The 21,553-nt window shown below is 37.6% G+C and carries 19 protein-coding genes; 13 read left to right on the forward strand and 6 right to left on the reverse strand.

Going from position 1 to position 21,553, the window contains the following annotated elements; translation table 11 throughout:
* The first annotated feature begins 110 nt into the window (after positions 1 to 110).
* From G551_RS0104275 to G551_RS0104290, 4 genes are all read left to right on the forward strand, one after another.
* Positions 111 to 857, forward strand: coding sequence for an electron transfer flavoprotein subunit beta/FixA family protein (locus G551_RS0104275; RefSeq protein WP_027884397.1), 747 nt, complete (start codon positions 111 to 113; stop codon positions 855 to 857).
* Between the two features lie 42 nt (positions 858 to 899).
* A complete protein-coding gene (locus G551_RS0104280; RefSeq protein WP_027884398.1) occupies positions 900 to 1,868 on the forward strand; it encodes an electron transfer flavoprotein subunit alpha/FixB family protein in 969 nt (322 codons plus the stop codon).
* A gap of 99 nt (positions 1,869 to 1,967) precedes the next feature.
* Complete coding sequence (locus G551_RS0104285; RefSeq protein ID WP_027884399.1) at positions 1,968 to 2,606, forward strand: bifunctional nuclease family protein; 639 nt, start codon at positions 1,968 to 1,970, stop codon at positions 2,604 to 2,606.
* Between the two features lie 7 nt (positions 2,607 to 2,613).
* A complete protein-coding gene (locus tag G551_RS0104290; RefSeq protein ID WP_027884400.1) occupies positions 2,614 to 4,293 on the forward strand; it encodes a NupC/NupG family nucleoside CNT transporter in 1,680 nt (559 codons plus the stop codon).
* A gap of 85 nt (positions 4,294 to 4,378) precedes the next feature.
* Here the strand turns inward: G551_RS0104290 and G551_RS0104295 are convergent, their stop codons facing one another.
* The 4 genes from G551_RS0104295 to G551_RS0104310 form a co-directional block, all read right to left on the reverse strand.
* On the reverse strand, positions 4,379 to 4,975 hold the full coding sequence (locus G551_RS0104295; protein WP_036243267.1) for an outer membrane beta-barrel protein: 597 nt from the start codon (positions 4,973 to 4,975) through the stop codon (positions 4,379 to 4,381).
* A 77-nt stretch (positions 4,976 to 5,052) separates the two neighbouring features.
* Positions 5,053 to 5,577 (reverse strand): YceI family protein, encoded by a 525-nt coding sequence (locus G551_RS0104300; protein ID WP_156876754.1) that lies wholly within the window; start codon positions 5,575 to 5,577, stop codon positions 5,053 to 5,055.
* Positions 5,578 to 5,659: 82 nt separating this feature from the next.
* Positions 5,660 to 6,946 (reverse strand): hypothetical protein, encoded by a 1,287-nt coding sequence (locus tag G551_RS0104305; protein WP_027884403.1) that lies wholly within the window; start codon positions 6,944 to 6,946, stop codon positions 5,660 to 5,662.
* A gap of 26 nt (positions 6,947 to 6,972) precedes the next feature.
* Positions 6,973 to 7,521 (reverse strand): YceI family protein, encoded by a 549-nt coding sequence (locus tag G551_RS0104310; protein WP_027884404.1) that lies wholly within the window; start codon positions 7,519 to 7,521, stop codon positions 6,973 to 6,975.
* 276 nt (positions 7,522 to 7,797) lie between these two features.
* On the opposite strand from G551_RS0104310, the gene G551_RS0104315 reads away from it, so the two are divergent.
* The 4 genes from G551_RS0104315 (at position 7,798) to egtD (ending at position 11,431) form a co-directional block, all read left to right on the forward strand.
* Entirely contained in the window at positions 7,798 to 8,622 is an 825-nt protein-coding gene (locus G551_RS0104315; RefSeq protein ID WP_027884405.1) for a thymidylate synthase, read from the forward strand.
* A 94-nt stretch (positions 8,623 to 8,716) separates the two neighbouring features.
* A complete protein-coding gene (locus tag G551_RS0104320; RefSeq protein WP_027884406.1) occupies positions 8,717 to 9,121 on the forward strand; it encodes an energy transducer TonB in 405 nt (134 codons plus the stop codon).
* 166 nt (positions 9,122 to 9,287) lie between these two features.
* Positions 9,288 to 10,454: an ergothioneine biosynthesis protein EgtB gene (gene egtB, locus G551_RS0104325; protein ID WP_027884407.1), complete on the forward strand. Its 1,167-nt coding sequence runs from the start codon at positions 9,288 to 9,290 to the stop codon at positions 10,452 to 10,454.
* A gap of 8 nt (positions 10,455 to 10,462) precedes the next feature.
* The gene (gene egtD, locus G551_RS0104330; RefSeq protein ID WP_027884408.1) at positions 10,463 to 11,431 is read left to right on the forward strand and encodes an L-histidine N(alpha)-methyltransferase; all 969 of its coding nucleotides are present in this window, start codon (positions 10,463 to 10,465) and stop codon (positions 11,429 to 11,431) included.
* Between the two features lie 182 nt (positions 11,432 to 11,613).
* On the opposite strand, the gene G551_RS0104335 is transcribed toward egtD, so the two are convergent.
* Positions 11,614 to 12,699 (reverse strand): aminotransferase class V-fold PLP-dependent enzyme, encoded by a 1,086-nt coding sequence (locus tag G551_RS0104335; protein ID WP_027884409.1) that lies wholly within the window; start codon positions 12,697 to 12,699, stop codon positions 11,614 to 11,616.
* 60 nt (positions 12,700 to 12,759) lie between these two features.
* On the opposite strand from G551_RS0104335, the gene G551_RS0104340 reads away from it, so the two are divergent.
* From G551_RS0104340 to fabD, 5 genes are all read left to right on the forward strand, one after another.
* Complete coding sequence (locus G551_RS0104340) at positions 12,760 to 13,170, forward strand: 2TM domain-containing protein (RefSeq protein ID WP_027884410.1); 411 nt, start codon at positions 12,760 to 12,762, stop codon at positions 13,168 to 13,170.
* 2 nt (positions 13,171 to 13,172) lie between these two features.
* Positions 13,173 to 13,658 (forward strand): dihydrofolate reductase, encoded by a 486-nt coding sequence (locus G551_RS0104345; RefSeq protein ID WP_027884411.1) that lies wholly within the window; start codon positions 13,173 to 13,175, stop codon positions 13,656 to 13,658.
* Between the two features lie 29 nt (positions 13,659 to 13,687).
* A complete protein-coding gene (locus tag G551_RS0104350) occupies positions 13,688 to 14,515 on the forward strand; it encodes a fructosamine kinase family protein (protein WP_262492850.1) in 828 nt (275 codons plus the stop codon).
* A gap of 95 nt (positions 14,516 to 14,610) precedes the next feature.
* Positions 14,611 to 15,111 carry a pyridoxamine 5'-phosphate oxidase family protein gene (locus G551_RS0104355; protein ID WP_027884413.1) on the forward strand — a complete coding sequence of 167 codons (501 nt, stop codon included), beginning with the start codon at positions 14,611 to 14,613 and terminating at the stop codon, positions 15,109 to 15,111.
* A gap of 95 nt (positions 15,112 to 15,206) precedes the next feature.
* Positions 15,207 to 16,088 (forward strand): ACP S-malonyltransferase, encoded by an 882-nt coding sequence (gene fabD / locus G551_RS0104360; RefSeq protein ID WP_027884414.1) that lies wholly within the window; start codon positions 15,207 to 15,209, stop codon positions 16,086 to 16,088.
* A gap of 89 nt (positions 16,089 to 16,177) precedes the next feature.
* On the opposite strand, the gene G551_RS0104365 is transcribed toward fabD, so the two are convergent.
* Positions 16,178 to 21,553 (reverse strand): T9SS type B sorting domain-containing protein (locus tag G551_RS0104365; protein ID WP_027884415.1); only part of this gene is annotated, 5,376 nt, incomplete at its 5' end.

The raw sequence follows: 21,553 nt of genomic DNA on the forward strand, positions 1-21,553 counted from the left end.
AAATCAATAAAAAAATTATTATGCAAGCATAGTATTTTATTATGAAATTCATTATATTCGCAATGAAGAATTTTATAAATCTAATTTTTAAATAGAAAATACTAAGAAAAATGAAAATATTAGTCTGCATAAGTCACGTTCCAGACACTACTTCTAAAATTAATTTTACAGAAGGCGACACAAAATTTGATAAAAACGGAGTACAATTCGTAATTAACCCTAATGATGAATTTGGTCTTACTCGCGCTATGTGGTTTAAAGAAAAGCAAGGTGCATCTGTAGATGTTGTAAATGTTGGTGAAGCAGATACAGAACCAACTTTAAGAAAAGCTTTAGCTATTGGCGCCGATAATGCAATTCGCGTGAACACTCCGGCAAAAGACGGATTTCAAGTAGCTAAAGAATTAGCTAAAGTTGCACAAGATGGTGGTTACGATTTAGTGATCGCAGGTAGAGAATCTATCGATTACAATGGCGGGATGGTACCTGGTATGTTAGCTAAATTATTAAAAGCAAACTTTGTAAACACTTGTGTAAGTTTAGAGGTTGAAGGAGATAAAGCTACAGCGATTCGCGAAATCGATGGAGGTAAAGAAACCTTAACCACTTCTCTACCTTTAGTAATTGGTGGTCAAAAAGGTTTAGTAGAAGAAAGCGATCTTAAAATACCTAATATGCGTGGTATTATGATGGCTCGTAAAAAACCTTTAAATGTAGTTGATCCTATTGGAGCTGAAGAAAAAACAAGCGCAGATAAGTTTGAGAAACCGGCACCAAAAGGTGACGTAAAACTTATCGATAAAGATAATTTAGATGAATTAATAAATCTTTTACACAACGAGGCGAAAGCGATCTAATAAGATTTATTAACCTATTAAATTAATCCAAAAAATAAAATTATGTCAGTTTTAGTATATATAGAATCAGAAAACGGAAAATTCAAAAAAGCTTCTTACGAGGCTGCTTCTTACGCTAAAGGAGTGGCAGATCAATTGGGAGCTTCGGTAACAGCAGTTACGATTAATGCAGAAAACAATGAAGTTTTAGGCACTTACGGAGTAAGTAAAGTTTTACAAGTCAATAACGATCAGCTTTCTAAATTTAATGCAGATGCTTATGCAGATGTGATCGCACAAGCTGCAAAAAATGAAGATGCAAAAGTTGTTGTGCTTGGGCAAACCGCTAACGATAAGTATGTAGCGCCAATTATTGCCGTAAACTTAGAAGCCGGTTATGCTTCGAATGTAGTCGCGTTACCAGAAAGCACTTCCCCATTTACAGTAAAAAGAAATGCGTTTACCAATAAAGCTTTCAATTTTACAACGATTAGTAGTGATGTAAAAATTGTAGGAGTGGCTAAAAACGCTTACGGAGTTAAAGAAAATGAAACTTCTGCCGCTGTAGAAGACTTCTCTCCAAGTTTAGATGCCAGCGATTTTTCCGTAAATGTAGAATCTGTAGATAAAGCTACCGATAAAGTAACTATCGCAGATGCAGAGATCGTAGTTTCTGGAGGTCGTGGTTTAAAAGGACCTGAAAATTGGGATATGATCGAAAATCTTGCTGAAACTTTAGGCGCGGCAACTGCTTGTTCTAAGCCGGTGAGTGATATGGGTTGGAGACCACACAGCGAGCACGTTGGGCAAACCGGTAAACCTGTAGCTGCAAATTTATACATTGCAGTAGGTATTTCTGGAGCTATTCAGCACTTAGCAGGAATTAATGCTTCTAAATATAAAGTCGTGATCAATAACGATCCTGAAGCTCCTTTCTTTAAAGCAGCAGATTATGGTATTGTTGGCGATGCTTTTGAAGTGGTTCCGCAGCTCAACGAAAAATTAAAAGAATTTAAAGCGAATAACGCATAATTTTTTATAAATTGTGCCCCTGAAATTAGGGCGACCTAAATATGAAAAGCTCTTATTTAGGTCGCTTTTTTATTTTATCTATTTTGATTAATTTGTAGTATGAGTTTAGTGCGTTTAACCATCAAAGGAATTTCTTATAGTCAAACCCAAAATGGAGCTTATGCACTTCTTTTAAGTGAAGTCGACGGCGAAAAACAATTACCTATCGTTATAGGAGCATTCGAAGCACAATCTATTGCGATTGCTTTAGAAAAAGACATAAGACCGCCGCGCCCGCTTACCCACGATCTATTCAAAAGTTTTTCAGAAAGATTTTCGATCATCGTTAAACAAGTGATCATTCACAAATTGGTCGATGGTGTTTTCTATTCGAGTCTTATCTGTGAAAGAGATAAAATTGAAGAAATTATAGACGCGAGAACAAGCGATGCTATTGCTTTAGCACTACGTTTTAACGCGCCAATTTTTACTTATCAAAATATTTTAGACAAAGCAGGCATCTACCTAAAAAATTCTGAAACCGAATCTTCTACTTCAAAAGAAGAAGCTGAAGAAATTAAACGAACAGAATTAATTATCGAAGATGTTCTTAAAGACGCTTCAGAAGAAACCGAAACGAGTAATCCTTCAACAAAAAAATCGCTTAAACAACTTGAAGAAGAGTTAGATGAAGCAGTTAAAAATGAAGATTACGAAAAAGCTGCTCAATTAAGAGATGAAATTTCTAAACGTAAATAAACAAGCTATGAAAAACTTGTTTACCCTACTTGCTTTTTTAGCAATTATCCCGTTTACTCAAGCTCAAGAGATCGAGCAAAAATGGAAAATAACCACTCCCCTAAATTCTAATACAGAGGCGACTAAGAATTACGAAAGTCTGCTTTTAGAAAAAGGAAATTTTTCGTGGTTCAGAAAAAAGAGAGAGCAACTATCAGGTTCTTATATTCTTCAGAATAACAATTTGGTATTTTTTTACGACACGCCACAAGACAGTATTCAGCGTTTTAAGGTTGAAAAACTAACCGACTCTACACTTACTTTAGCCCAAAATGGCAGCAAACTAAGTTTAAAACTACCTCCTAGCGAAGACGCTCAAATCACTGAAAATCAAATCATAAAAAGTCAAGGTTTTACTTTTACCAGTTTTTGGCGAGGCGTTTTAGGGATGTTCACATTACTGATCATCGCATTTTTATTTAGCAGTAATCGTAAAGCCATTAATTGGAAAACCGTTGGTATTGGTTTGGGGCTTCAGCTTTTATTAGCCTACGGAGTTTTAAAAGTAGATTGGGTAAAAAATGTATTTGAATTTGTAGGAAGTATTTTCGTAAAAATCCTCGAATTTACCGCTGCCGGAAGTGAATTTTTATTAGGCGGATTAATGGACACGTCTAGCTTTGGCTATATTTTCTTATTTCAGGTATTACCAACGATTATTTTCTTTTCAGCCTTAACTTCGATTCTTTTTTACTACGGAATTATTCAAGTTGTCGTAAGAGGTTTTGCATTTGTACTTACTAAACTTTTAGGCATCTCGGGAGCAGAAAGTCTGAACGTTGCCGGAAACATTTTCTTAGGCCAAACCGAAGCACCGTTAATGATCAAAGCTTATTTAGAGCGTATGACGCGTTCTGAAATTTTATTAGTAATGATCGGCGGTATGGCGACGGTTGCCGGCGGAGTTTTAGCAGCATACATCGGCTTTTTAGGTGGCGACGATCCGGTAGCAAGATTAGAGTTCGCTAAACACTTATTAGCTGCATCGGTTATGGCGGCACCGGGAGCAATTGTAATTTCTAAAATGCTATATCCGCAACAAGAAAAAGTGAATACCGATGTAGAGGTTTCTTCAGAAAAAATCGGATCCAATGTATTAGATGCGATCGCCATCGGAACAACTGAAGGTTTAAAATTAGCAGCCAACGTTGGTGCGATGCTGCTTGTTTTTGTAGCCTTGATCGCGATGATTAATTATGGCTTCGGAAAAGTGGGAGAAATTACCACTTTAAATACTTATTTAGCTGAACATACGCCGTATCAATCTTTTTCTATTGAAGCGGTTTTAGGAACTATATTCGCTCCGCTAATGTGGCTCATTGGCGTTGCTGAAGAAGATATGATGTTAATGGGACAACTACTAGGTATTAAGTTAGCAGCCAGTGAATTTGTAGGTTACATACAATTAGCTGAATTAAAAAATCCTGCGACGGCATTAAGCTTAACTTACGAAAAATCGATCATTATGGCGACGTATATGCTTTGTGGTTTTGCCAACTTTGCTTCAATTGGGATTCAATTAGGTGGTATTGGTTCGTTAGCGCCGGGACAACGTAAAAATTTATCTGAATTTGGTATTAAAGCTGTTATTGGAGGTACATTAGCTTCGTTACTTTCAGCTACGATCGCCGGAATGATTATCGGATAATATTCAAATAATATTTAAAAAAAAGGCTTTTCAAAATTGAAAAGCCTTTTTTATGTTCTGTTATAGACGATAACGAACTCCTAAATTAAAAGTGGTCGACTTCATCAACCTTATTTTCATCTCCCATCAAACTATAATCTAACGTTACAAAGGCAGCAAAATGCTCAGAAACATCTTGCTCTAAACCTAGATTAAAAATAACTCCAAAACCGGTATCAGGTTTTTCTATATCTGCACTGTTTTCAACATCTGTCACTTCGTACTTGTACACGTGATTTAAAAATCCGCCAAATCCTGCGACAAATTTAGTATCACTCAAAAGGCTAGCTTCATCTCTTCCTAATCGAATAACTCCGTTTACATAAACAGGAACCCGAAATGTTTCAGCAATCAAACTTGCTTGCGAAGAACCGAAAAACAAATTCGCATTACTACTGTTCAATTGAAAACCTAATCCAAAACGTAAATATGAAAAAACATTATTTTCAATAGGAAGATCGTAATTAACATCAAGCTGAAATGAACCAGCTGAACCCGCTAAGTTTTTATAGTTTTGCGTATTGATATTTGAATTTCCTAAACCAAAACGCCCGGCAACACTAAAATTAGAAGTTTCGCTTTCCTGAGCTGAAAGGTAGAGTGAAAAAAAGATGAACAACGTGAAAAGAATGCATTTTTTCATGAGAGTTAGTTTTTAATGATTAAAATTTCATTAATTATAACTTCATAAAATCGAATAAATTGTAAAGTATTAACAAATTACTTACGCGTGGTCACAAACTCTTCCGGGATTCGAAATTCGATCGCTACCACAGGTTTCACCTTTACTAAACCTAGAGCTTTTACCGGCGGCTCGATGTGATAATCGGTAAGATCGAGCAATTGGCTTCCGGTGATATAAAAACCTTCACTATCATAAGTTTCACCGAGTTGAAGCTCATAAACTTTCGAAAGTTTTTTAATAGTGATCTTAATTTCTGCGGAAATACTTCCGTGGTATTCTTTATAATCTAAGATCTCAATCGAGATATACGGATATTTTTCAGCTTCAAATAATTCAACCAAATCTTTTTCAATCATCCGTTTAGGGCAAGAAAAGCTAGCGACGGGGAGCTTTAACACTTTTTGGTTAGCATCAAATTCTTTACAAACAAAACTCTCTTCATCACAAGAACAGGTAAATTTATTCACATTGGTTCGTACTTCTATTCTTACTGTCCCGCTTTGTGCGTATGCTTGAGCCATCACCAAAAAGAACACCAACTTTACGATTAACTTTATCATAGCGCTTTATTTTTAAACCGAAAACAGCACGGAAGTGTTTTTCCGTACTGTTTTCTTGGAGTTTTGGTTGAAAGATAATTAATTAAAATGAGATCACGGCTTCAACCATCGCTCCATCAAATTTTCCTTCGTTTAATATGCTTGTTGCTCCAAAATCATTATAGTTTTGCACTACATATTCTGCTTTCAATAGAATATTTCTTGTCATAAACCATCCTGCGGCTATTTGGAATCTATCGATAGTTACATCTTCCCCAGAAATATCTTCAGCATCTACTAAGTTATATCTTCCACCTACATAGATATCTTCATCTGCTCCAAATCTGTAAATTAATTCTCCAGCATATTGCATAGCAGTTCTTTCATCAGTTTCAAAAGAAGCTTTTCCTTTTGCCATTTCAACAGTTCCGAAGAATTCTAATCCGCCATATTTCACAAATGGGTTTATCATTACTGCTGTGATATTATTCATTAAACTTGGGTCGTAACGAGTAGCTCTAAAATCGTCACCTTCACTCTCTAAAGCTTGCATCAAATCATAATATCGAGCTCCTGCTCTATCTGCACTATACAAGTAGGAGTGAGACACGTAACCCGTATTATACAAAGAACCTGTTAATCTTACACGTAAATCATCATTTAATTGTTTGTCGTAACCTAGTTTTGCTAAAAATGAAGCTCCACCGGTTTTTCCTGTTTCATCTTCTTCTACATCTTGGTTAAGTTTACCATTGGTAAAACCTACCATACCAATAAAGCCATTTCTTCGATAATAAACTTCTGCCCCTACTTCTGTAGTGAAAGCATCCATAATTAAGTTCCCTACGAATGGGTTATGTAAAGCTTGTGCGTTATCAGATCTTCTAAAGTGTGCATCACCATAGTTATTTTCCATATGTCCTATTCGAATGGTGGTATACTGCATCAAGTCTTCCAAAAATCCTTCTTTAATAAAATCTAATTTATCTACTTGAAAATATCCGCCTTTTACATAAGGTTCGTTGTGGTGACGTGAAGACAAATAGGTACGTAAGTGCATTCTTACTCCATCATAAAGTGCCACGTCTAAATCCATATTAGCGGTAGCTAAATTAAAGTTGCTTCCTGCTTCTTTAAGTTCGTAACCTGCTAAACCGGCATTTTCGTTTTCAATTGCTTGGTATTGCAAAGCAAAAGAACCTCCTACGCGCACATCGACACCATCAAAGGTCGAAAGCGTGTCTTTTGGCGCTTCGAAAACATTTACACCACGCTTATCGGGATATCTAAAGTTATCTAAATTACGATTAAAATTAATTTGTTGAGCTTGTACTTGACCAGCCATACAGACTGCAAATACCATTACTAAAAGTTTGCCTAGTGTTCTCATTTTTAATTTATTTAAAATTGTTGTTGTTAGTTCTTAAGTTGAATATTATAATGTATAGCTACTTCATCACCGGTTTTTATAGTACCGAAAACTGCAGTTGGCGGTTCGATATTAAAATCGGTTAGTTTGAAGTCTTTCTCTCCAGAAAGCATAATCTTACCATTGGTGTAGCTTATTTTTACTTTGGTTTTAAACTCGCGTTTTGTTCCACCAATGATCATCGTTCCAGAAAAAGTGGCAGAATGATCGTTGATTACTACCGCGGTACCTTTATAAGTGATTGTCGGATTTTTCTTTTCTCTTAAAGCTTCGTAGGTTTTTTTATCCATCGCAGATTTTCCACTTTTTAAGTCGTCTACCTGAAACTGAAAGTTGAAGCTTTCGATGCTTACGATCTTGTTATTTTTGATGGTTGCAGAAATGCTTCCTTTAAAAATTTCTACCACACATTCCCAATCGTGCAAAGTTGAAGTTCCGGTTACACTTAGCTTAGAGCTTTCGGGTTGCACTTTAAATTCTTGTGCGGTGGCTATCTGCATAACTAAACCGAGTGCAATTGCGATTAATGATTTCATATTCTGAGGTTTTTTAAAGTTTACAAGACAAAAATACCTCGCAACTCTCGTGTGAATTATGACAAAAGTCATATCTGAATTAAAATTTTTGAATGTGCATAACTTTTTTAAAAATTGAAGTGAACGAACCCCTTACTTATGCTTGCTATTTTTTAGTTTTATATCGATTTTATTGCGTTAGGGATGGAGTGATTTGTTGGAGCTCTTTTTTTTAATTTTTTTTGAAATTGAAAAAAGCGACTCACGAGAGCCCGCCCGAACGCCCAAAAAAAGATTATGCAGCAATATCACGACTTACTTCAACACGTTTTAGAAAACGGAACCGATAAAGGAGATCGCACAGGAACGGGAACTCGCAGTGTTTTTGGCTACCAGATGCGTTTCGATCTAAGTGAAGGTTTCCCGATGGTGACTACGAAAAAACTACATTTAAAATCTATTATTTATGAATTGCTTTGGTTTTTAAATGGCGATACAAACGTGAAATACCTGCAAGATAACGGCGTAAGAATTTGGAATGAATGGGCCGATGAGAATGGAGATCTTGGTCCCGTTTACGGCCACCAATGGCGAAACTGGAATAGTGAAGAGATCGACCAGATTAAAGAGATGATCGAAACGCTTAAGAAAAACCCGAACAGCCGTAGAATGTTAGTTTCTGCATGGAATCCTAGCGTGATGCCAAACACTTCGGTTAGTTTTAGTGAAAACGTTGCGAATGGTAAAGCTGCTTTGCCACCTTGCCACGCTTTTTTTCAGTTTTATGTAGCCGATGGTAAACTTTCTTGCCAGCTTTACCAACGTAGCGCCGATGTGTTTTTAGGTGTTCCTTTCAACATTGCTTCTTATGCATTGCTTACGATGATGATGGCGCAAGTTTGTGGTTACGAAGCAGGAGATTTTATACATACGTTTGGTGATGTACATATTTATAACAATCATTTTGAACAGGTAAAACTACAGTTATCGCGAGAACCAAAAGCTTTACCTCAAATGAAAATAAACCCGGAGGTAAAAGATATTTTCAGTTTTAAATTTGAAGATTTCACGCTAGAAGGTTACGATCCGCATCCGCATATTAAAGCGGCGGTAGCCATTTAGATTAAGTTATACTTTTAAACTTTTTAATTAAAATCTTCACGTCGTTTTATGAGATATGAAGATTTTTTTAGTTATTTTCAGTAAAAATTTAATGATGAAAAAGATTGTATTACTACTTAGTTTTATTTGCGCAGTTGGCGTTACACAAGCCCAAGAAGTAAAAGGAAATACGGTTTCTTCAAAAGAAGTTCCGCCGGTTTGGCCGGGTTGTGAAGAGGCAGCTTCAACTTCTAACTGCTTTAACCAGATGCTCGCAAAACACATTCAGCAGAATTTTAAATTCCCAAAAGATTATACTTCAGAAGATAAAGGCTCTAAAGTATTGGTGAGTTTTGTAGTTAATAAAGAAGGAAACATCGAGATCACTCAAGTTAAAGGAGGTCGAGCATCGTTGCAAGAAGAAGCTAAACGCAATATTATGGCCATCCCAAAAATGAAACCCGGATCGTTAAATGGCAAACCGAGAGCTATTAAATATACCGTTCCGTTTAACTTCTAAACGAACGATCATCTAAAATGAAGCCTGATTTTCCAGGCTTTTTTTATGCTGAAATTTCACCTTAAAATTTCTATTAGCGGTTTTTAACTTTCGCTTTAACAAAGCTTAAAGAAGTTCGCATTTAAAAAATCGTAAATTTGAGATAAGCGCAATAAACGCTACGCTTATGATTACGACTACTGCTAATTTAGAACTCTTTTTAGAAACCCGAAAGCTTACCGAGCAAATCTGCGAACCTTTAGAAACCGAAGATTTTGTGGTGCAACCGGTAGAGTTTGTTTCGCCACCCAAATGGCATTTAGGACATACTACATGGTTTTTTGAAGAATTCATTTTAAAAAAACATCAGGAGAACTATCAGATTTTTGATGAGCAGTTTGCTTATGTATTTAACAGTTATTACGAAAGTGTTGGTGAAAAAGTAGTACGTACAAATCGTGGCAATTTATCGCGACCTACCGTAAATAGAATTTACGAATATCGAAAATACGTTACGGAAGCTTTAGTTGAATTTTTAAATGAAAATGAAATCTCTCAAGAGCTGGAAGAAGTTCTAGAAATTGGGATTCATCACGAAAAGCAACATCAAGAATTATTATTAACCGATATTAAATATATTTTAGGTAATAATCCGCTGCTTCCTGCTTATTTAAAAAGTTTTGATGAAAATAGAATAGAAAAACATTCGCACCAATGGCTAAGTATTGAAAAAGGAGTTTACGAAATAGGAAAACCGGAAGATGGCGAGTTTTGTTATGACAATGAAAAAGGCAGACATAAAGTTTATGTGAACGAATTTTTCATCTCGAATAAATTAGTCACCAACGCAGAGTATTTAGAATTTATGAATGCCGGCGGCTATCAAGATGTGCTTTTATGGCATGCTGAAGCTTGGGATTGGATTTCTTCTGAAGAAATTAAAGCGCCACAATACTGGCATCTTATCGACGGTTCTTGGTATCAATACACGCTAAGCGGCTTAAAAGTTTTAGATCCCGATGCGCCGCTTGCTCACATTTCTTATTACGAGGCTTTTGCTTTTGCACAATGGAAAGATATGCGTTTACCTACAGAAGCAGAATGGGAGATCGCACAAGAAAAATTTGATTGGGGACAACGTTGGGAGTGGACAGAAAGTGCCTATTCTCCTTACCCAAATTATAAAAAACCCGAAGGTGCTTTGGGAGAATATAATGGCAAATTTATGGTGAATCAGAAAGTACTTCGCGGTGGTTCTGTAGCCACTTCACCTAAACATACGCGTTGTACATATCGCAATTTCTTTCACCCAAATTTAAGATGGCAATTTACCGGAATACGGTTAGCCAAATAATAACATTTATGGACAAACAGACCGAAATAAAACCCACTTCTGAATTTGCTTTAGAAGTACAGGAAGGCTTAACCGCTTTCCCAAAATACTTATCTTCTAAATACATTTACGATAAAAAAGGAGATAAACTTTTTCAAGATATTATGAATTTGCCGGAATACTATTTAACCAATTGCGAGTTCGATATTTTAGAAAAACATAAAGCTGCGTTGAGCGATTATTTTAAAGCTGAAAAAGGTTTCGATTTAATTGAATTAGGCGCCGGCGACGGAAAAAAAACCAAAATTCTTTTAAAATACTTAACCGAAAACAACATCGACTTTAAGTATTTACCCATCGATATAAGTCAGAATATTTTAGATAGTCTAGAAGCTTCTTTAACAGAAGAAATACCGGAAGTACAAGTTGAAACTTTACAAGGTACTTATTTTAATGTATTAGAAGATCTTGCTAAATACAACACTCGCAAAAAAGTGATGATGGTGTTAGGTTCTAACATTGGTAATTTGCCCCACGATAAAGCGATTGACTTTTTAATGAATATTCAAAAAGCGATGAATCCCGGTGATATGTTGTTTATGGGTTTCGACCAAAAGAAAAATCCGCAAACAATTTTAGATGCATATAATGACCCAACCGGCGTAACTGAAGCTTTTAATAAAAATTTATTGGAGCGTATTAATAATGAATTAGACGCAAATTTTAAGGTTGAAAACTTTAAACATTGGGAAACTTACGATCCTGAAACCGGAACCGCGAAAAGCTTTTTAGTAAGTTTAGAAGAGCAAAAAGTGAACATTAATGCGCTTAACCTCGAATTAAACTTTAAACAATGGGAAACCATACATACCGAAATCTCACAAAAATACGATGACGATGTGGTTGAATGGCTCGCCAACCAAGCCGGTCTAAAAATGACAGAATTCTTCTGCGACGAAGAATGCTTTTATAAGAATTATATTTTCGAGAAGAAGTAGATTTCTTATCAAAAAAGAAATTTATAATTCTAATCCTTCAAGGTCTTTGTGACCTTGAAGGATTTATACTTTTCAAATATTTTTCATTATTGAATTATAATGTTTTCGTCATGCTGAGCTTGACTCAGCATCTCATCAAGCTAAATCAAAATTATTTATCAGTCTAGATATCCATCTTCATTTCAACCTCCAAAATTCTTTATCAAATCAAGTAATTCCTCTAGATCTTGTTGTGTATTATAATAATGAAAACTTACGCGAATACCATCGCCGCGTTGCGAGCAAACCACTCCTCTATTATTTAAAAAATTAAATAATTCAGTAGTTCCTTTAATATTGAAAAGTGAAGAATGTTCTTTTCGTTTGGCTACTTTTTCTTCTAATAAATGAAGTTTTTCAAATTCAGCTTTCGCTAAGGTTTTTAGATTTTTTACTTGTTTTTCAATTTCTTCAACACCTATTTTTTCTTGTAATTGTAAAGCCGCTTTTATACTCCCGATATTGGAGGTGTCTAAATGCCCGGGTTCAAACTTACCGATGAGCGTATTTTCTTCTTGCTTATATTTTCCAATATTAGAGCCAAAACCTACGGCTTTTGGGTAAACTCGCTCGGCCACTTCTTCTTTAAAAAGGAAAAAAGCATTTCCGAATCCGGCATTCAGCCATTTATAAGCACTGGTTCCCAAAACGTCTAGACCAGATTCCTGAAAATTAAAAACTTCGGTTCCGCAAAACTGAGTCCCGTCGCCAACAATTAATAAATTAGGATTTTCCTTTTTCAATTGTTTGAGAAAATCTAGATCAATTTTGATTCCGCTAACGTATTGCACCATACTAAACACAAATACATCAGGTTGATGTTCTTTTACCGCTGCGCTTACATTCATTTCTAGATTTTCATCAATTTCAGCATAACAAACTTCAAAATCTCGCGCTTCTACCGGCAAATTGATAGAAGGATAATCGCCTTCTAACAATAATACTTTTGCTGTTGCCGGCGAGCCTTCTAAAAAGGCATTAAATCCAAATGAAAAACTCGGCATCAACGCTACTTTATTGGCTTCAGCTTTATAAAATTGCGCTAAGGCTTCACGCACTTCTGCATATAAATTAGATTTTTTATCTCTAAAAATACTGGCTTGCGTAAGCATATCTAGGTTTTGATCTTGGCGGTAATCAAAAACAGTTTCAGAAAGTATACCGGTGGCGGCAGTGTTTAAATAAGTATATTGCCCGATCATGGGGAACTCATTTCTTAAATTCTTCATAAGCTGAAAAAAATTTTGGCTAAAAATCTTTAATTTGGCGTACAACTAAGTTACAATAATATGGCTTCAGCAGAAAGAAAATCGGGCAAAATAGATAGCGAACAACGCGAACTTTTTGAGAATGCACAGCGTAGAATAAAGCAGAAAAAACGCTTAACCACTCATTTTGTGATTTTTATTGCAGGTTCAATTTTATTTATCATTCTAAATGTAGTACTCGACTTTGGCAAAGAGTTTAAACTTTTTGGAACCGACTGGTTTGTTTGGGCTATTTTACTATGGTTCTTTTTCTTTCTAATTCACGCGATCAATGTATTTTTTGTGAATAAACTAATGGGAAAAGAATGGGAAAACAAACAAATGGAACGCTTAGTTGAAAAACAAAAAAAGAAAATTGCAGAATTACAACAGCGCGTAGAAAAAGAACATCCGCTACCCAATTCTAACAATAACACCTCACTAAACGCATAATTATGCTTACAATTATTGCTGCTGTGGCAGAAAATAACGCACTTGGCAAAGACAATGACCTGGTTTGGCATTTGCCGGACGACTTTAAACGCTTCAAAAAATTAACGACCGGTCATCATATTATTATGGGAAGAAAAACTTTTGAGTCTTTCCCTAAACCTTTACCTAACCGAACGCACGTAGTAATCACACACCAGCAAGATTATGACGATCAAAATTGTATTGTTACTCACAATTTAAAAGATGCGTTGGCTTTTGCTCGTGAAGATGAGCAACCTTTTATTATTGGTGGCGGAGAAATTTATAAACTTAGTTTACCTTACGCCGATAAAATTGAACTTACGCGCGTACACGGCGAATTTGAAGCCGATGCTTATTTCCCGGAATTAGACCTGAACGATTGGAAATTGGTGAACGAAGAATTTCACGATAAAGATGAAAAGCACAAATACGCTTTCACTTACCTTACTTACGAACGCAAAAAATAAAATTTATTTTACCGGAAGTACTTCATCAAATTGCAGAAAAAGAAGGTTTTCAGCTTCAAAATGCTTCAATACTATCTGGCGGAGATATTAACGAAACTTATCTTTTAACGACTCCTGAAAATAAATTGGTCGTTAAATTAAATAAAGCCGATCAATTCCCTGAGATGTTCAAAAAAGAAGCGTTGGGTTTACAAAAGTTGAAAGCTGCAAATGCTTTACGAATTCCTGAAGTTTTTGGTTATGGTGCTATTCAAAATGAAGCTTATTTACTTTTGGAATATTTACCAACCGCATCTAAAAAAGAAAATTTTTGGGTGAATTTTGCGGAAGGTTTAGCGAAACAACATCAAGTTTCTCAATCCACTTTTGGTTTAGAAGAAGACAATTATATTGGAAGTTTACCGCAATATAATATTTCTACAATTACCATTGCTGCTGAATTTTATATTGAAAAAAGATTGAAACCACAATTTCAATTAGCATCCAAAAACGGATTCAGTTTTCAAAATTTAAATCGATTTTATCAAACTATTGCTGAATTGATCCCGAAAGAACAACCAAGTTTAATTCACGGCGATCTTTGGAATGGCAATTATTTAGTCGATGAACTTGGCAATCCCGCTTTGATCGATCCGGCTACATGCTTTGCACCACGAGAAATGGATTTAGCGATGATGCAATTATTTGGTGGTTTTCCTACGGAAGTTTTTCAGAATTATGAAAAAATTTTTCCGTTAGAAAATCAATGGAAAGAACGCATTCCGCTTTGGCAACTTTACTACCTTTTAGTTCATTTAAACTTGTTTGGTCGCGGTTATTTAGCTTCCGTAGAAAATATTCTTAGAAAATTCAGCTAACTCATTTTCACACTTATTAACAGCATTCGCTCGATTTTTAATAGTTTATTGACTCGTGTTCAACTGAATAACTTGTAATTTTAAAGGAAAAAATTATGAGTACCCAAAACAAGTATAACGAAGAAGCAAAGAAAAAGATTAAAGAATTAACCGAAGAGATCGAAACCTCGATGATGGTGACGGCTCTAGGCGAAAGCCCGCTACAAGCTATACCAATGACGCAGAAAAAAATCGATATGCACGGTGATATTTGGTTTTTAAGTCCCGGTGATAGCGACCACAATAAAAATATTATTAAAAACAAAGAAGTGCAATTACTTTATAGTGAGCCTTCGTCTAAAAAGTTTTTAAGTGTTTTTGGTGAAGCTGAAATTGTGGTAGAACAATCTATTCTAGAAGAATTATATTCATCGATTTCCGACAATTGGTTCGATGGCAAAGACGATCCTAATTTAACTGCTTTAAAATTTACTCCGAAAGAAGCTTATTATTGGGATACAAAAACCAATAAATTAGTCAGCTTATTTAAAATGACCATTGGTGCTGTTACCGGAAATAAAGAAGATGTAGGAGAAAAAGGTAAATTAACCATATAAAAGATCCTGTTTATTGCCAAGAAGACCTAATAGTGAAGATTTTTCCTATTAGGTCTTTTTTATAGTACATTTGCCCAAAGAAAATTAAAAAAATTATGAAAGCATACGTTTTTCCCGGACAAGGAGCTCAATTTACCGGAATGGGATTAAGTTTATATGAGAACTTTCCGGAAGCCCAAAAAATGTTCGAAAAAGCCAATCAAGTTTTAGGATTCAACATTACCGATATTATGTTTGAAGGTACTGCTGAACAATTAAAACAAACCAACGTAACACAACCGGCTGTATTTTTACATTCTGTGATTTTAAATCACGTATTAGGTGAAGATGCCAAGCCAGAAATGGTTGCTGGACATTCTTTAGGCGAATTTTCTGCCTTAGTAGCCAATAAAACCTTAGAATTTGAAGACGCTTTAAGATTAGTATCTAAACGTGCAGAAGCCATGCAAAAAGCTTGTGAATTACAACCCTCGACAATGGCTGCTGTTTTAGGCTTAGAAGATGAATTAGTTGAAGCTGTTTGCGCAGAAATTGACGGTGTTGTTGTAGCGGCAAATTATAACTGCCCGGGACAATTAGTGATTTCTGGTGAAGTAAAAGCAATTGAAGCTGCTTGTGAAGCCTTAAAAGAAAAAGGGGCAAAAAGAGCTCTAGTGTTACCGGTTGGTGGTGCGTTTCACTCTCCGTTAATGGAACCTGCTCGTGAAGAATTAGCAAAAGCTATTGAAGAAACAAAATTTAACACTCCAATTTGCCCAATATACCAAAACGTTAGTACCTTTAGTGTTACCAATTCTGATGAGATTAAAGAAAATTTAATATTTCAACTCACAGCACCGGTAAAATGGACCCAAAGTGTACAAAACATGATTAAAGATGGTGCCACTTCTTTTACAGAAATTGGTCCTGGTAAAGTTTTACAAGGTTTAGTAAAGAAAATAGACCGCAGTGCTGTGACGAATAGTCCTGAGTTGTAAAACACGATAGTTTGTTATAAATAATATTATTGAATAAAAAAGGAGGCAAATTGCCTCCTTTTTTGGTTTTCGATAAACTTGAACGCCTTTTATCTTTTCAGAGTAAAGTGGTTTTTAAAAGTGTTCGGAGTAGGCTCTGCCAGGCTACCGTCTTCTTGAGGGATTCCCGGGTCTTGGTATTCTACACTGAACCAGTAATCTCCTGAAGGTAATGGGTTACCGTTATAGGTGCCATCCCATCCTCTTGAGCTTGGGCTTAACTGTTTTAAGAGTTTCCCGTAGCGATCGAAGATAAAGATCTTAGCCCCTCGGTTGAGCGGAGTATCGAGACCAATGATGTTCCAGTAATCATTATACCCGTCATCATTCGGGGTAAAGAATGGTGGGAAGTCGATAAACGAGATCACCTCTGAGGCGGTCACCCCACATCCGTTTTTATCTCTTCCGTAAACAATATGCGTTCCTGCTGATAGCCCGTCAAAGTCGATCGTTACACCTGAAAGATCTACCCAAGGTCCATTATCGATACTGAATTCATACTCTCCGATTCCGCTTACATTAAATACCTGTAAGCTATGCTCTCCTTCAAAGCCTAAAGAAGTTGGTGCTACTTCAAACTCCGGTGGGTTGCTCTCTAAGATCGTGACCGTATCAATATCACTTCCACAGTTATTGTTGTTCTCATCTAAGGTATTTAGATCGAATACCTGCACACTATAGTCTCCTGCTTGTAGTGGATTGCTGCTTCCGCCTCCTACGGTGATGCTAGGGCCGGTCTCTCCGGCAAGTACAGTACCGCCATAGGTCCATTCAAAGCTATAAGCAGTGGCATCAAGTCCGGTGTCAATAATAATAGCACTATAATCACCATCGGTTACCGGTGTGCTTGGATCGCTGTCTACACAGATATACAACTGATCATAATCACTGATATCTACACTTGGACGTGCATCTACCGTGATCGGGATCATCACTACATTGGTGCTGGTACAGAAGGTATCGGTATTGATCACTTCAGCATAGATCACATCGCCATCACTCGCTAGGTAAGTTGATTCTGCTGTTTCCGGGATTCGGTCCCCGTTGTCATAATCTACTTCACTAGCGTAATAATACACCTCGGTGGTAGGCGGAGTGGCATTATTATCGATATTAGTATCGAAATCTTGCAAGTTGATCGTAGCGGTATCTTCTCCTTCATTATTAGAACATAGCATTCTCGATAGGTCTACATCGGCGATAGTTGGTCTTGGCGCTACATTGATATGTAAAATACCCAAGTCACTTTCTTCAGTAAGCATACAACCGGTTAAGGTATGGGTTAACTGGATATAGAACTGCTCGCCATTAGAGGCCTGATAGCCAAAAGGTACAGCATTCTCTCCGGCTAATGCATCTGCTACGCTAAAGTGGAAGCTTAAGGTATAATCCTCGATCACTCCGTTAGTAGGGGTGTTTTGATCTAATAATGGAACGATAAGTGAAGTATCAAAGTCCCCACCGTTATAATCGTACACTTGCCCGGCTACATCTTCCGGATAGAAAGCTCCGGTAAGTCCGCCGGCATCGTCTGAACATACGGTATATCCAAAGGCTAGGTCGTCGATAGCTTCATTCAAGACCGGTACCGGTTGCACTACCAATTCAAAAGGAACCACCACATAACAGAAGTTCCCGGTGGCATTGCTATCGACACGGGCATAGATCACCTGTACATTGGTAGGTGCGCCGGTTTGATCGACTTCATTGTAACTCGGCTCATTGAGATAAGCGGTTGGCGTACCAATAAGTTCGGCTGCATCTTCATCTTCTGCCGCTTCAAGTGTTTTGTAATAACTGATCGTTACATTTTCTCCCTGACTGATCAATTGACCACTTAAGCTAAGATCGAAAGGGTCTAAAGCGACTCCGTCGTTATCATCATCACAAGCGGTTTGACGTAATACATCAGGATCGGTTGTCGATGGACTTGGTAATGGTAAAACCTGAAGATCGAAACTAACCTCTGCACTACATTGTACTGTGGTTCCCGAAGTATCTTCAACCACCACATAAATGGTTTGTGGGTTGGCTATATTTTCATATCCTTCCGGAGTATCGATCGCAATTCCGTTATTAAGGTCTTCTGCATTGGCATAATAGGTAAACTCGTATTGAGATGGTACTGCCGGCACTCCTCCAAAGATCTCGGTTTCTTTTACAGTAAGATCAAAAAGGGTGCTGCTATAAGGATCATTGTCATAATCATCATCACAGACATTGAGATCGGTTGGGTAGCTTAACGGTGGTAATTCATTTACATTTAAGGTAAAGCTATTGTCCCCATCAAAACCAAAGGTATCGATACAACCGGTAGTGGTGTTCTCTAAACGAACATAAATAGTTTGACCATTGCTCGTATTGGTATAGTTGGTTGGTACCGCAATAGCGTTGACTCCATCAATGGCTTCCTGCTCATTAGTGTGGTAAGTGATCTCTAGATCACTCGCGTCTACATCGCCTAAAATATTGTCTTCATTCTGAGTAAGGTCGAAAGAGGTAAATCCATTCGGGCTTTCATCATCACATACATAGAGATCTTCTAGCTCTAATTGGATCTCCGGTGAAGCTATCTGAATCAACTCTAAAGGACGCACCGTATAACACCCGGTACCATCATTGCCATTAGGACCGGTATTCTCAGCACGTACATAAATGGTTTGATAGATATTGGTGGTACTATAGACATCTGTATTGGTGATCGGATTAGTACCTAAATTTGCGGCATTCTCACTAATATGGAACGTAATGGTCACATTAGGCTCTCCATTTAAAATATTATCGATCTCTGCCTCTAAGTCAAATTCGGTAAACCCATCATTATCACCATCACATTCTTCGATAGCTTCTAATTCTAAAGCTAAACTCGGATTAGGAGTGACCTCTAAAGTTAAGGTGGTATGAGCCGGACACGTATTCTCGCCGATCACACGAACTTCTAAAGTCTGTGCATTAGCAATATTCTGATAATTCTCCGGATCTGCGATCGGGTTATCAGCGGCTAAAGCTGCTGCATTTTCATAGAAGTAAACGCTTAATGATGTATCGTTGTTGGTGATCTCCGGGATCGCTGCTGTAAGATCGAAAAGCCCGATCTCATCATCAGCGGCCAATGCACTATCATCACAAACGCTCAATTTACTCGGATTACTAATAGAAGGATCACTACCTACGTTCAAGCCAAACGAACCGATACGGTAACAACCGGTATCTTCATCTTCGATACGGAACCATACGCTAAGCGGACTTACTCCTGCATTGGAATAAGCACTTGGGTTGCCGATAGGATCTTCTGCATTGGCTGCATCGGCTTCACTCTCGTAATAGCTCACGCTAAAGTCTTCTGCTGATTGAGTTCCATAGATCAACGGAGTGTTTTGGGTCAGGTCAAATATCCCTGTGTTATTCCCATCTTCCCCATCACAGATAAACAGATCTAATGCTCCGTCTTCGGTCTCGACAAAATCCGGTAAAGCAGTAACACTTAAGGTGAGCTCTACATAACGGTAACAACCGGTATTGATATTGGTCGAACGCGCATAGATCACTTGCGTGTTCACCTGGATATTGGTGTAAAGGTTAGGAAGCTCATCATCAGGATCTCCTCCTTCTGCATTAGCCTGCGTGGCATAGAACGTGATCTCTACATCGGCCTCGCCATTGGCGATCTCCTCCTCGTAGGTGCTTAGATCGAATTCTGCAAAACCATCGTTATCATCATCACAGATCACATAAGCCTCCAACTCGTCGGTTGGAGTTGGTGATGGTAATGGGTTCACGATCAAGGTTAAGGTCGTCGTTGCACTACAACCTTGCTCATCGGTAACCTCGGCGATAATGGTTTGTGCATTATCTAGGTCATTGGTATAGTTTTGAGGATCGGCTATAGATACACCATTACTAAAATCTGCCGGAGTAGCATACCAAATAACACTAAGAGAAGTATCTCCACCGGTGATCTCTCCTTCTTTCTCGGTCAGATCAAAAACCACTAGTTCGTCGGTATCACTACCACTTGTTAGATCATCGCAAGACTCAAGCGCTGTAGGTTGTACCGGCTCCGGTAATGGGTGAACGATCAAGGTTAACGGCTCTACACTATAACATCCTGCCGGAGTTACGATGTCTTCTACTCGGATCCATACTTGTTGAGTTGGCGCTTGGCTGAAGTAACCTCCCGGACCGCTAATAGCATTTCCTCCTGCAATAGCATCGGCTTCATTGTTATGGTAAGTGATCTCATAATCAGCAGGGTTCAAGCCGTCTAAAACTTCTTCTTCAACAGAAGTAAGATCAAAATACGTCTGACCATCAGCGGTTGCATCATCACAAGCCTCTAGATCGGCAGGGGTCTCGATCATCGGACGATCGTATACCTGAAGTTCTAAAGTAGTGGTCTGCACACAGCCGTTAAGCTCATCTAAAGCGCGCACATAAACCGTTTGGTTAAAGGCAGAAATGTTTGAATAAGGACTATTGAGTGCATCTACATTATTTTCGGCATCACTTAAGGTTAAGTGATAGCTCACACTTACATCATCATTACCTCCCGTAATCTCTTGATCTTTTGAACTTAGATCGAACAAGGTATAAAAGCCATCGTTATCACTATCACAAGCCATTAAAGGACTTGGATCGAAGATCGCTGCCGATGGGGTCGCTTCGATATCAAAACTCGTGGTTAAAAAGCAATCTTGTGGATTGTATGAGCTTACCTTAACATAAACCGTTTGTGGATTACTGGTATTTTCATAGTTCGTATAATCAGCAATAACCACATCATTATCCAGATCATCCTGACTCGCATAGTAATCTACCGTATAATTAGAAGGACTCTGACCCGCTAAAGCGGCTATGTTGTTCTCCGTTAGATCGAAAAAGGCCGTACCCGGGGTTCCGTTATCACATTCTTGTTGAAGATCAACAGCTCCGATCACCACCGTAGTTACATTCAACTCAAAGCTTGTTAGGTTGTAGCATTCTTCTCGTTCTATATTTTCGATACGTACGAAGATCTCCTGGTCTTCTTCTAAATAGGTATAGTTGGAAGGGTCTGTAATACCTACTTCATTAGCATCGGCTGCTGCTTGGGTTTCGTAATAGGTGATATTAAAATCAGCTAAGGACTGTGCTCCCAATACGATCGGGGTGTTTTGGGTTAGATCGATCACATTGGTGCTTTGACCATTATCACAGATGTAAAGGGGGTTTGGCGTATTAGCGATTCCACTTAGGAAGCTTTGAATTAAAAAGCTGCTCGTCTCATAACAAGAAGGGTCGTTATTGTTTTCTACACGTACAAAGATCGTTTGTGGGTTAGCTGATTGGTTCACATAAGCGTTAGGATTTGTAATCGCTGCTGCCATTCCGGTATCGGCATCGGCCTGACTTTCGTAATAGCTTACCGTATAAGCGGTAGCATCCTG

This window comes from Mesonia mobilis DSM 19841, from assembly GCF_000423405.1.
Lineage (GTDB): Bacteria > Bacteroidota > Bacteroidia > Flavobacteriales > Flavobacteriaceae > Mesonia > Mesonia mobilis.